Here is a 13070-nt window from a genome sequence, read left to right as displayed (position 1 = left end):
TTAAAACTTAACAGTCCCTTTAGTCTGTCAGCGTTATTAAATGTTGCCTTTATTTATCGTTGTGAGGCAATAAATAACAATATTATACATAGTATGTTCGTATAAACCGATTTCAAGGGAAAGTCATAAATTGTTACTAATAGTTAGAATATAGCCTCAAGTAGCCTTATACGACTTAGGCAAGTAAAAATGACTCGGGTATAGACTATAGTCGTATTGCCAACACAGCATAAAGTCAGCTATGGTATTAGCATAATTTAGAATTATCTCATTCTTTCATGATGCTCAGCTGAACCAGTGAGCAAAAAATGAAAGAGACATGGAAAGCGAATAGATAGTTAGCAAGGAGGAACCATGGCTAACCACGAGAGTTACCAAGTAGCAATTGATATTCTTCGTTGCCATCTCGGAATGTCATTAGAAGAAGCGGAAAAAGAGCTAGGACTTCAAAATGCCAATGCTGAAGAGATCCTAGATGAAACTCCCGAAGTTTTAATCGGTTTACAGCACGAATTAAAGTAATCAGCTCTAAATAACATTAGAACTCTTTTCTGAACCTAAAGCACCATAACCTAATCACTAAGTTTATTGATGGAAATGGTGCTTTCTTGTCGATAACAACTTAAATCAATAACACTAAATCAATTCAAGCACGGATAGATCAATATATTGCGCTAGATTTCTCTTTTTAATACCGGGCATATAAGGGATTTCCCCTAGTTTCTTGCCAGGCAGTTGAGCTTCTAGCATCTGAATATTTTCAGCGTAATTTTCTTCCCCAGGATTGATACGGTTAGCAACCCAACCGACAACCTCTAAACCATCACGCTCAATCGCTTCAGCCGTTAACATCGCATGACTTAAACAGCCAAGTTTAACGCCAACCACCAATATAACGGGCATTTTTTGCTGCTGAACCCATTGTGATAAAAATTGCTCACGAGCAACAGGTACACGCCACCCACCAGCGCCTTCTACTAAAACCACATCAGACTTCTGCTTAAGGTTATCAAGACCTTGAGTTAAAACCTCAAATTCAATGGTTCTTTTTTCACGTTCTGCGGCCAAATGGGGAGACACAGGCTCTTCAAACGCATATGGGTTTACTTCTTGATATGACAGTTCAACCACGGAGGCTTCTTGAATATACAGCGCATCTGAATTACGAAGCCCGCCTTCTGTTCTGCTACTGCCCGATGCGACTGGTTTATAACCCGACATCTTTATATCAGCATGGCCCGCAGCATGTAAAATAGCTCGTGTGGCAACGGTCTTTCCGACTTCAGTATCGGTTCCGGTGACAAAAAAAGCTTTAGTCATTTGTAATTACTCCAAAACAAACTTGGTACGTTGCGGGTAATAAGCCCTGCGAATTTTGAAATGCTTGATAGGCCAACTCCAACTTATGCAATGCTGACTTACGGATAAGTCCCGTATTACGTCCATTAGGTATATGAGTGGCTCCAATCCCTTTCAAATCGCGCATTAGCTCTATCGCTTTATGGTAATTGATTGTTATTGGTAGAAATTCTAGATGATGTGTTTTCGCTCCCGATTGCGCCAGCGCAAGTTTTACTTCCCTTTCTGTTAAAAAGTCATTCACATGTTGATATTGATCAACTTGTTTCCATGCGTCAATTAACTCAAAAAGTGAACCATCGACTAAAGTCGTAAAATAGATTTTTCCACCCGGCTTTACCACTCGCTGCAATTGCCTTAACGGTTGAGATAAATCATCACACCACTGTAGAGCTAAGTTTGAAAATCCAATATCAAATTGATTCGCTGTAAACGGTAAATTCTCAGCATCACCTTGTACACACACCACCGACTCTGCGCAGCGATGTTTTGTCTGCTCTAACATTTTATTAGATAGATCCAGAGCCGTAACTTGAGCACCTAACCCTTGCAATTGCTGAGAAAAGTAACCAGTCCCACAGCCTACATCCAATATTTTCTTTGTTGCCTTATTTGTACTTGTATCAACAGCACTAGTATTAACAGCATTTGCACCAATCAGAGCCAGATCTATCTTATCAAGCAATAGATGCCCAACTTGGCGTTGAAATGCAGCAGCCTGATCATAATTAGATGCCGCTTTACTAAAGGCCTTTTCAATCAGCTCCTTATTAAATAACGTCTCGTTATCATCTGATGCATTTTTAATCACATCACTCATCCATTACCTCGTTGATAGCGTTTGTCAATTCAATCACTTGCTCTGTTGTGTGCGCCGCCGTTAAGGTGACTCTTAACCGCGCCGAGTTAACCGCTACTGTCGGTGGACGAATTGCACTGACTAAAAATCCTCGCTGTTTAAGCTGTTGAGAGATATCTAAAGCGCGTTCACTATCGCCAATAATGATGGGTTTGATCGGTGTTGGTGTAACAGGATGAATAACATTAGAGCCAAGATGTTGGGAAAAACATTGGCTTAATTGGAGCAACTTTTCCCGTCGCCAATCTTGATGTTCAATTAACTGACAAGCATGAAGTAAGGCATAAGCTTGAGCCGGAGGCATCGCGGTTGAATAAATATAATGACGAGCTTTTTGGATCAAAAACTCAGCAATATTATCACTGCATAATACCGCAGCCCCTTGCATCCCAAACGCTTTACCAAAAGTCACAATCAGAATATCTGGGGTGATCTGGGCAATATCGCAGCTACCACGGCCATACTCCCCCAGCACACCACAACCATGGGCATCATCAACCATCAACCAAGAGTGGTGCTGTTGGCAAAGAGCGTGAATCTCAGCCAATGGGGCAAGATCACCATCCATACTAAAAGCCCCTTCCGTCACAACCAATTTACTAAGCCCGCTGTTTTTCTCTAATAATCCTTGTAAGGCACAGAGATCATTATGGTGAAATCGTTTCATGGTAGCAGGCGATAACATACCCGCTTCCATAAGCGATGCATGATTCAGCTTATCTTGAATTAAACAATCATCACGGGTGAGTAAACTGAGCAATACCGCTTGATTAGCACTGTAGCCACTACTAAAAAGCAGAGCGCGTTCAAAGCCTAACCAAGTCGCTAAATGGCGTTCTAACTTAGCATGAGGGGTATGTTGCCCTGTCACTAATGGCGATGCTCCACTGCCACAACCGTATAACTCTAAGCCCTGCTGCCATGCTTGTACCAAGCTAGGCTCACAAGCTAAACCAAGGTAGTCATTACTGGAAAAATTTACCAAGGTTTGTTGCGAGCTCTCATGTATAACAGAAGCAACATCATGACCTTGTTGGTAGCCACGGTTAATCACTTGACGCTGCCGATACAACTGCTTCTCTTGCTGATTTTGCAACGCGTGCTGAATTCGAGAGTCAAATGAATGAGGATTAAATTGATGCATCATAAAACAGATCGTCTTTCGCTGGACGAGAAGCCACTTGTAGCGCAACTTTAGTTAGCAGTTCTTGAGCTTGGACTTGATCCGGTTTAGCGGCTTGTTGCTGGTGATTAATACCTAACTTTTCAAACAGCACCATGTCTTTATCTTCTTTTGGGTTCGGTGTTGTCAGTAATTTACAGCCATAGAAAATGGAGTTCGCCCCTGCCATAAAACACATAGCCTGCATCTGTTCATTCATCTGCTCACGTCCAGCCGATAAGCGCACAGCAGATTGAGGCATCATAATTCTCGCAACGGCAATCATGCGAATAAAATCAAACGGTTCAACATCCTCTTCTTGCTCAAGAGGTGTCCCTTTTACTTTTACCAGCATATTGATCGGTACGCTTTCAGGATGTACTGGCAAGTTTGCCAACTCAACCAATAATCCGGCACGATCTCGATGGCTTTCCCCCATACCTATGATGCCGCCAGAGCAGATCTTCATCCCCGCTTGGCGCACATGATCTAATGTATCTAAGCGATCTTGATAAGTACGTGTTGTAATAATATTGCCGTAATACTCTGGCGAGGTATCTAGGTTATGGTTGTAATAATCAAGCCCTGCATCAGCCAGAATATTGGCTTGTTCAGGTGTTAACATGCCCAGCGTCATACAGGTTTCCAGCCCTAATGACTTCACTCCTTTAATCATATCGAGCAAATAAGGCATATCTCGTGATTTGGGATTTTTCCATGCTGCCCCCATACAAAAACGGGTCGCACCACTCTCTTTGGCCTTTTGAGCTGCCGTCAGTACTTGCTCAACTTCCATCAAACGTTCGCGCTCAACATCAGTGCGATAATGAGCACTTTGGGGACAATATTTACAATCTTCAGGACAAGCTCCCGTTTTTATTGATAACAGCGTGCTGACTTGGACCTGATTTGGATCATGATACTGACGATGAACTTGTTGCGCTTGAAACAACAAATCCATAAAAGGTTGATCTAATAGTTGCTGGACTTCTTCCACATTCCAGTTATGACGAGCTTCCACGACATATCCCCATTACTTATGACTTCTTGCTCATGATTTAATTAACCATGAAATATCAGATAGTTATATTTTTAATTACCCTAAACACATGCAAATTTATTTAATAATCTGCTTGGCTAGTCTAATACGAGCACGTACACTGTCAACCAAGAACAATACAACAGGTTTACATCTGATTATTTTATGAGCATTGATTTACAGTTTGATAAGGATCATATCTGGCATCCCTATACCTCAACCATTAATCCATTGCCTTGCTACCCGGTGAGTAAAGCCGATGGAGTGATCATTACTTTGGAAGATGGTCGAGAGCTTATTGATGGAATGTCATCTTGGTGGGCGGCGGTTCATGGCTACAATCACCCGGTTTTAAACGAAGCAGCTAAGTCTCAACTTGATAATATGTCCCATATCATGTTTGGAGGGCTAACTCATCGTCCTGCGGTTGAAGTCTGTAAAAAATTAATTCAGCTTACTCCCCCTTCGCTTCAGCACGTATTTTTGGCAGATTCTGGCTCTGTTGCCGTTGAAGTGGCGTTAAAAATGGCACTGCAATATTGGCATTCAAAAGGGGAATCACGGGCAAAATTCTTAACCCTACGTCACGGCTATCATGGTGATACTTTTGCTGCAATGTCTGTCACCGATCCTGATAACTCAATGCATGCCCTCTACAAAGGTTTTTTACCTGAACATATCTTTGCCCAATCACCAAGTTGTGGTTTTCATGATGACTGGGATGAAAGTGATATTGCAGATTTTGAGCAACAATTATCCACCCATCACCAACAACTGGCGGCTGTTATTTTAGAACCTATCGTTCAAGGTGCAGGAGGAATGCGTTTATATCACCCAATGTATTTAAAACGTGTTAGAGAATTATGCGACCGTTACCATGTCTTACTGATCGCAGATGAAATCGCAACAGGATTTGGTCGAACAGGAAAGCTATTTGCCTGCGAACATGCCCAGATTGAGCCTGATATTATGTGTGTTGGTAAAGCGCTTACTGGCGGGTACATGACCTTAGCAGCAACTATAACCACTAAGCATGTAGCAGATACCGTTTGCAGTGGTGAGGCAGGCTGTTTTATGCATGGCCCAACCTTTATGGGAAATCCTCTGGCGTGTGCCGTTGCCAGTGCAAATCTGGATCTTATTGCCCAAAACCAATGGCAGCATCAAGTTAGCCAAATCGAACAACAATTATCGCAACAATTACCACCGATAGCGTCATTATCTAACGTAAAAGAAGTTCGTTGGTTAGGGGCAATCGGAGTGGTTGAATTGCATCATCCGGTTGAGATGGTAAGTATTCAACAAGCGTTTGTCGATTACGGTATTTGGGTTCGACCTTTTGGCAAATTGGTCTACATCATGCCTCCTTTTATTATCCAACCTAAACAGCTCTCAAAACTCACTCAAGGTCTTTATGAAGTTTTAAAGCCGTTGCAAAACTGAGACAGTTATCGCGGTGACCTTTTCTATACTCAATCTATAGATAAAAAGATTCAGTTAGCTAGGAATTGCTTATGCAACAGTTGCCGCTATTTCCGTTAAAGCTATATCTGCTTCCAGGAGGGATCAGTCAACTACGGATTTTTGAACCCAGATATACTCGACTTGTAAAACTTGCTATGACAACTGGTGAAGGGTTTGGCTTATGTATGATAGAGCATGAGCAAATTTGCCGTTTTGGTACCCGTGTAGTTATTACCGATTTTGAAACTCTAGATGACGGCTTTTTGGGGATTACCGTTGAAGCTGTTGATAAATTTGTAATTACTGATTATCAGCAAGATAACGATGGTCTGTACATGGCGAATATCGAAACCTTTCCTAATTGGCCGAATGCATCTGTTGATTTTTCTGATAACGATCTGGTTGAATCATTAAAAGCTGTCTTTATCGAATATCCTGAGCATTCTGCTCATTACCCAGCCCCTCAATTTGATAATATCAGTTGGGTTTGTCAGCGTTGGCTTGAAGTTCTACCGTTAGAGATTAATCAAAAACAATGGTTTATTAGTAGAAGTGATCACTTGCCTGCGGTCTCTTTTCTCCATTCCGTAATCAACGAGACCAATACCGACCACTGAATATTCATTTAACATTAATTTAATAAACACATCTAGAAACCTATAGACCCATCTACTCTTTTTCTTTCACATTCATTCATAAACAATGAAAACAAGAATGAATTGCAATGTAATTGTTAACGAAAAAACATTTCATTTATCACTTAATTGGAATCAATCATTTTAAATGGGAAAACTATTCCTTCCACATAAAATCAACCTGTTGCAGGAATAGCAACTGGATAGTTTTCATGTAAATTGATTACACCCAATCGCAAAAACAGCAAAAAACACTGATTTTTGTTGAAAAATTACAACACAATAGCAATTGATAACAATTATCACTAGCGTTAACATGAGATTTCAGCTAACATAAGTCGTTTTTTATTCAGCCTGATTAGTTAACTATTGAAAATTCATTGTTTCCAATATTCCATCAATAATAAAATCCTCAGTTATATTCATTTCCTCTAACCGCTTGATTAATTAGCACTAAGTTACAAAGTGTTAAATTTAACATTTCGACAACCATCACAAATACAACATACCTTCTAGAAACCACTTTAAAAAAAATGATAGTCATAGGGTATTTCATGCCTAGAATACTCTTCCCACGACGTAGTCTGATATCAAATACTTACAGTCTTCGCGTAATAAATAATAAAACTACAAATACATTGTTTTCAGGCAATTACTATCCGGAGTGGGATATGCTCAATCTGATTATTTCAGTGATACCCATCATTCTATTAATTTGGATGATGACAAAAAAGAATTCTTATCCATCGCACATTGCTTTACCTGTTACTGCATTACTCGTTGGTTTAATTCAGCTCTTTTATTTCGAGGCAAATACAACACTATTAGCCGCTAATATCGTGACAGGGGTGCTTTCAGCTATTACTCCTATCTCAATTATTGCGGGTGCTATTTTACTCAACCGAACATTAGCTGTTTCTGGTGCTGAAAATGTGATTCGTCAATGGCTAGAAGGTGTGAGTAAAAACCAAGTAGCACAATTGATGATTATTGGTTGGGCCTTTGCATTCATGATTGAAGGTGCATCAGGCTTTGGTACTCCTGCTGCAATCGCTGCGCCTATTCTTGTTGGTCTTGGCTTTAACCCTTTAAAAGTAGCGATGTTAGCCTTGGTTATGAACTCCGTACCTGTTTCTTTTGGTGCGGTAGGAACTCCAACTTGGTTTGGCTTTGGTACGCTAGGTTTAAGTGATGCAGAGTTGCTTAATACAGGTCGTTTAACCGCAGCCGTACATTTTGTTGCTGGTTTTATCATTCCAGTATTAGCGCTTAAGTTTGTGGTGAGCTGGCAACAGATCCGTCGCAACTTCATCTTTATCCAACTAAGCGCGTTATCTTGTACTGTTCCATATCTGCTTCTTGCCCAGTGGAACTACGAGTTTCCCGCTTTGATTGGTGGTGCTATTGGTATGACGATTTCGATCTTTATTGCAAAAGCTGGAATTGGTCTAAGTAAAGAAACAGAGACAAATACAGAAAAAACGGTAGAAAAGCTGCCATTTAAAACGGTTCTTACCGCGATGGCTCCTACCCTAATCTTGATTGCGATTCTTATTGTTACCCGCATTCAGCAATTGGGTATTAAAGGATTGCTAAACGATGCGACCCCACTGTTTAACCTACATTTAGGTTTTGCAAATTTGAGCATCAGCCAAGCTTTGATCATCAAATTAAGTGATGTATTCGGAACCAATGCATCGTGGGCTTACAAAACCTTGTATGTGCCGGCACTGATTCCATTCTTTGTTGTGGTATTGATTTCAATTCCATTACTGAAGATGAGCTCAGCCCAGAGCAAGCAAGTGGTTACGGAAACACTAAGTCGTATCAAAATGCCATTTATTGCCCTAGTTGGCGCATTAATTATGGTGAAATTTATGATGATTGGTGGCGATCATTCACCAATTATGACTACAGGTAAGGCTTTCTCTGAGTTAACGGGTAAGAACTGGCAATTCTTTGCATCTTACTTAGGTGCGTTAGGAGCATTCTTCTCAGGTTCGGCAACGGTATCTAATTTAACCTTTGGTGGTATTCAACAAACTATCGCCCAGACCGTTGGCCTACCTCAAGATATGATCCTAGCCATGCAATCGGTTGGTGGTGCGATGGGTAACATGGTGTGTATTAATAACATCATTGCGGTGTCGACCATTTTAGGTATTGCAAATAAAGAAGGTTTCATCATTAAGAGAACCGTTATTCCTATGGTGATTTACGGCATTATCGCAGCAGTTGTGAGCCTGTTTATCTAACCATAATGAACACTTATTGAGTAAGGTAAAGAGCCCTTCCCTATATCGGCTCTTTACCTTCAACTGCGAGTTAAAAACAGTGTTAGTGGACTGTCTTTAGCTCGGAGTACGACAACATCGGGCTCGCCCGTTATATTTATAATTAAAGAAATTACAGCGGTATCCGCTACTGGAGCAAAACATGAAGGTAAACTTTTTTGTAACCTGCTTGTGTGACACGGTCAAAGCAGAAGTTGCCAAAAAAACAGTTGAGCTGCTCGAACAGCTTGGTTGCGAGGTCATTTTCCCTGAAAAACAAGGGTGTTGTGGCCAGCCTTCCCTAAACAGTGGCTATATCGAAAGTAGCAAGCCTGCAATGAAAAACTTGATCGCTGCTTTCGAATGTAACGACTACCCTATCGTCACTCCTGCCGGTTCTTGTGCAGCGTCGATCAAAAAATACCCTGAGTATCTAGCTGATGAGCCAGAGTGGGCTGCTCGCGCACAAAAAGTGTCAGACCGTCTATTTGAACTTACTCAGTTTATTGTCAATCAGCTAGGCATCGAAAACGTTGGTGCTCGTCTACCAGGTAAGGCGGTTTACCACCCATCATGCAGCCTAATCCGTAAACTCGGTGTGCGTGAGGAGCCGTTAAAACTTCTTGCAAACGTAGAGGGTTTAGAAATGCTACCTATCGAAAACCAAGAAACATGTTGTGGTTTCGGTGGTACTTTCTCGGTCAAAATGGCAGAAATTTCTGGCGAAATGGTGAAAGAAAAAGTTCGTCATATCAAAGCAGCAGAGCCTGACTACTTAATTGGTGCTGATATCAGTTGTCTTCTGAACATCGGTGGTCGCATCCAACGCGAAGGTCAGCCAATTAAAGTTATGCACATTGTTGATGTGTTAATGAGTCGCTAAGGGGTCAGATTATGTCGATGAAAACCAGCAACGTGAAATTCAAAGAACGAATTCATGTAAAAATGCAAGATGAGTTCATGCTGAAGTCTGTAGCCAATGCTCAGGAACGCATGTTCAAAAACCGCGCTATCGCCGCTGAAAAACTGGGTAACTGGGAAGAGTGGCGCGAAATGGGTATGGATATCCGTAATCACGTACTAGAAAACCTAGACTACTACCTACAACAACTGAGTGACAATGTTCAGAAAAATGGTGGTCATGTATTCTTTGCTCGCACAGCAGAAGAAGCGACTAACTATGTTGAGAACATCATCAAGCAAAAGAACGCAAAGAAGGTTGTTAAGTCTAAGTCGATGGTGACAGAAGAGATCAGCCTAAACAAAATCATCGAACGTAATGATTGTGATGTGGTTGAAACTGACCTTGGCGAATACATTCTTCAAGTTGATGATTGCGATCCACCATCACACATCGTGGTACCAGCGCTACATAAAAACCGTGACCAAATTCGTGATATCTTCAATGACAAATTAGGTTATGAAGGCACAAGCGATCCTGAAGAGATGACTCGCTTTGTCCGTAATCATATTCGTCATGACTTCTTAGAAGCTGATATTGGTATTACTGGCTGTAACTTTGCCGTTGCTGAGTCTGGAACCATTTCTCTAGTGACTAACGAAGGTAACGCACGTTTAGCCACCAGCCTGCCTAAAACTCACATTGCGGTTATGGGTATGGAGCGTATTGTTCCAACTTTTGAAGAGCTAGACATTGTTGTGAGTCTGCTATGTCGAAGTGCCGTAGGTCTGCCACTAACAGGTTATGTTACTGCGCTAACCGGCCCTCGTGAAGCCGATCAAATTGATGGCCCAGAAGAGTTTCACTTAGTGATTCTAGATAATGGCCGCTCTGATATTCTAGGTTCTGAGTTCCGTGCAATTCTACGTTGTGTACGTTGTGCCGCTTGTGTAAACACATGTCCAGCATACCGTCACATTGGTGGTCAATCTTACGGTTCTATCTACTCTGGCCCTATCGGTGCTGTACTATCGCCATTACTTGGTGGTTACGACGATTTTAAAGACCTACCTTATGCATGTAGCTTATGTAAAGCTTGTCATGATGTGTGTCCGGTTAAGATTCCACTATCAGATTTACTGCTAAAACATCGCCAAAAAATGGGTGAACTTAAGATTACCCCAACTGCAGAACGTGCAAGTGTGGGTGCCTTTAACTTCATTAACGCACGCCCAATTCTATGGGATACCGCAGTTAAAGTGGGTGCGAAAGCGGCAAGTGTGATGATCAAAGACGGCAAGATGCCATTTACAGCGGGTCCTCTAGCTGAATGGACTGAAGCACGAGATCTTCCAACTCCAACAGGCGAATCATTCCGTAGTTGGTTTAAAAAGCGTAATCAAGGTTAATGGAGCACAATATCATGACAACTCAAAATGAAGATCGCATTTATAACCGTGATAGCTTTTTGAACAACATTGCACAAAAGCTAGGTCGTGAGCGTCAAACAATACCTGTTGAGCGTCCTGCGTTTCGTTATAACTGTCACCGTGAAGTGATGGCAGATAAATCCGCAGATGAACTACGCGATACTTTAGTGCAATACACAGAAACGGCACTAGGTTCACACGCTGTTGTTACCACTAAAGCAAAACTTACTGAAGATCTGCGCAATATCTGTGTTAGTTACAGTACTCATCAAGAGACTGGCGAAGTTGAAGGTGAAACGATCTTTTCAGCCGATCCTCGCCTACTTGCATTAATTAACCCGCTGGATTTAATTAGTGGAAAGCATAGTGTACACGTATGGGATGCTGAGGCAGGATTTAATGCGAACATCGAGGTTGCTGAACGTGCACAAGCGGGTGTAGTATTTGCAGAACAAGTACTTGCCGAGTCTGGCACCATGGTTTTATACAGCCAAGCAAGCCAAGGTCGCACAGTTAGCTTATTACCAGAAGCCTCTGTTTTTGTTGTGCCGAAAAGTGCCATTGTTGCGCGAATGACTCAGGCAACGGATAAGCTTCATAATATGGCACAAAATGGTGAACGTATTCCATCTTGTGTGAACTTTATTTCAGGTCCTAGCTCAACAGCTGATATTGAGCTGATCAAAGTTGTAGGTGTGCATGGGCCCGTCTATGCCACTTATGTCATTATTGATGATATGTAATAAACCAATACATACCACCAGTTATGGCAAATCACTAGTAGGATGCTAGTGGGTTAAGCACATACGGGAATAAGAATAACGCAGTCTATATCGGGCTGCGTTTTTTTATATTTATCGATTTGTATAACTTGTTAGTCACTCAAGTATAACGTTCAAATAGAGTAACTTTATCTATCTTTATAATTTCAAGGTATAATCACCAAGATATTATAAAGAGATCCCGCTATGCCTCAAATTGATGATTTAGTTTTATTTACCCAGGTTATTGAGCACGGTTCATTTAGTAAAGTTGCTGAACTCAACAGCATTACTAAATCAGTTGTGAGCAAACGAATCAGTAAATTGGAATCAGAACTTGGTGTTCAACTTATTTATCGAACCACCCGTAAGCTCACTATTACAGAGGCTGGTGAGGTGCTTTATCATCGAGCAAAGTCTATTAGCCAAGTCGCACAATCGGCTTTTGATGCGGTAACAGGTTACAGCGAGGCGCTCTCAGGAACGATAAAAATGTCGGTTCCAACCATTTCGGGTGAATTATTATTAGCAGAATCTGTTTCTGAATTTTGTAAAAAGCATCCGGGGCTAACGGTTAATATGTCGCTTGATAACCATTTTGTTGATCTGGTGGCGGGTAACTTTGATTTAGTGATTCGTACCGGTTATTTAGAAGATTCTAGCCTCATTGCTCGCCATATTTTTAACTCTCGTTGGGTCCTATGCGCCTCTCCTGAGTATTTGGCTCAACACGGTATTCCAAACACACCTAAAGATTTACTGCGCCACAACTGCTTAGGCTATAACCATCAAGCATCAGGCTCCTTTGACTGGCAGTTTATTCGTAATGATGAGGTCTATACCCTTCGTGTTGCGGGTAATTTCTCATCTGATAACGCAGCGGCACTTAAAAAGGTCGCATTGGCAGGAAACGGGATCGCCTATCTCCCTACCTGCTTAGTCTATGATGAACTTCATAATGACAAGCTGGTTGAAATCTTATCTGAACATGCTGGTAAAGTGGTCGGAATTTATGCGGTTTACCCTTATACCAAAAAGCCAGCAAAACGAATCCAAGCTTTAATTGAACATATTCGTGAGAGTTATATGGAGATTAAAGAGAAGTTTTAGTGGTAAAAATTATTTTAATGGCAAGTAAAAAGAGTTAGCCCAACCACTAACTCTTTTTTATCGGCAAGGTAAGTAAA

12 protein-coding genes are annotated in these 13070 nt (G+C 41.3%); 8 read left to right on the top strand and 4 right to left on the bottom strand.

Annotation, left to right across the window (positions count from 1 at the left end; genetic code table 11):
• The first annotated feature begins 354 nt into the window (after positions 1 to 354).
• Positions 355 to 522 (top strand): hypothetical protein, encoded by a 168-nt coding sequence (locus WAX86_RS06320; protein ID WP_036764026.1) that lies wholly within the window; start codon positions 355 to 357, stop codon positions 520 to 522.
• Between the two features lie 114 nt (positions 523 to 636).
• Here the strand turns inward: WAX86_RS06320 and bioD are convergent, their stop codons facing one another.
• The 4 genes from bioD to bioB are packed head-to-tail and all read right to left on the bottom strand — an operon-like array spanning position 637 to position 4401.
• Positions 637 to 1320 (bottom strand): dethiobiotin synthase, encoded by a 684-nt coding sequence (bioD, locus tag WAX86_RS06315; RefSeq protein WP_115425907.1) that lies wholly within the window; start codon positions 1318 to 1320, stop codon positions 637 to 639.
• Positions 1313 to 2179, bottom strand: coding sequence for a malonyl-ACP O-methyltransferase BioC (bioC, locus tag WAX86_RS06310; protein WP_341489287.1), 867 nt, complete (start codon positions 2177 to 2179; stop codon positions 1313 to 1315). Before bioC ends, bioD begins: the two co-directional genes overlap by 8 nt.
• Positions 2172 to 3365 (bottom strand): 8-amino-7-oxononanoate synthase, encoded by a 1194-nt coding sequence (gene bioF / locus WAX86_RS06305; protein ID WP_341489286.1) that lies wholly within the window; start codon positions 3363 to 3365, stop codon positions 2172 to 2174. The genes bioC and bioF overlap by 8 nt, the downstream gene beginning before the upstream one ends.
• Positions 3349 to 4401, bottom strand: a complete 1053-nt coding sequence (gene bioB, locus WAX86_RS06300; RefSeq protein ID WP_341489285.1) for a biotin synthase BioB — start codon at positions 4399 to 4401, stop codon at positions 3349 to 3351. Before bioB ends, bioF begins: the two co-directional genes overlap by 17 nt.
• Positions 4402 to 4584: 183 nt before the next feature.
• Here bioB and bioA point away from each other — a divergent pair, with 183 nt between their 5' ends.
• From bioA to WAX86_RS06265, 7 genes are all read left to right on the top strand, one after another.
• The gene (gene bioA / locus WAX86_RS06295) at positions 4585 to 5862 is read left to right on the top strand and encodes an adenosylmethionine--8-amino-7-oxononanoate transaminase (protein ID WP_341489284.1); all 1278 of its coding nucleotides are present in this window, start codon (positions 4585 to 4587) and stop codon (positions 5860 to 5862) included.
• A gap of 71 nt (positions 5863 to 5933) precedes the next feature.
• Entirely contained in the window at positions 5934 to 6500 is a 567-nt protein-coding gene (locus WAX86_RS06290) for an LON peptidase substrate-binding domain-containing protein (RefSeq protein WP_005299820.1), read from the top strand.
• A 689-nt stretch (positions 6501 to 7189) separates the two neighbouring features.
• The gene (locus WAX86_RS06285) at positions 7190 to 8773 is read left to right on the top strand and encodes an L-lactate permease (protein ID WP_237035299.1); all 1584 of its coding nucleotides are present in this window, start codon (positions 7190 to 7192) and stop codon (positions 8771 to 8773) included.
• Positions 8774 to 8954: 181 nt separating this feature from the next.
• Positions 8955 to 9674 (top strand): (Fe-S)-binding protein, encoded by a 720-nt coding sequence (locus tag WAX86_RS06280; protein ID WP_036764032.1) that lies wholly within the window; start codon positions 8955 to 8957, stop codon positions 9672 to 9674.
• Between the two features lie 11 nt (positions 9675 to 9685).
• Positions 9686 to 11101 (top strand): LutB/LldF family L-lactate oxidation iron-sulfur protein, encoded by a 1416-nt coding sequence (locus WAX86_RS06275; RefSeq protein WP_036764035.1) that lies wholly within the window; start codon positions 9686 to 9688, stop codon positions 11099 to 11101.
• Positions 11102 to 11115: 14 nt separating this feature from the next.
• Positions 11116 to 11865 (top strand): lactate utilization protein C, encoded by a 750-nt coding sequence (locus WAX86_RS06270; RefSeq protein ID WP_341489283.1) that lies wholly within the window; start codon positions 11116 to 11118, stop codon positions 11863 to 11865.
• Between the two features lie 225 nt (positions 11866 to 12090).
• Positions 12091 to 12993 carry a LysR family transcriptional regulator gene (locus WAX86_RS06265; RefSeq protein WP_044175825.1) on the top strand — a complete coding sequence of 301 codons (903 nt, stop codon included), beginning with the start codon at positions 12091 to 12093 and terminating at the stop codon, positions 12991 to 12993.
• Positions 12994 to 13070 lie beyond the last annotated feature (77 nt).

The sequence above is a fragment of the Photobacterium damselae subsp. damselae genome (assembly GCF_038086725.1).
In the GTDB taxonomy this organism is placed as follows: Bacteria; Pseudomonadota; Gammaproteobacteria; order Enterobacterales; family Vibrionaceae; genus Photobacterium; species Photobacterium damselae.
The sequence above is the reverse complement of the archived record's forward strand: the minus strand, read 5'-3'. Positions and strand labels throughout refer to the sequence as shown.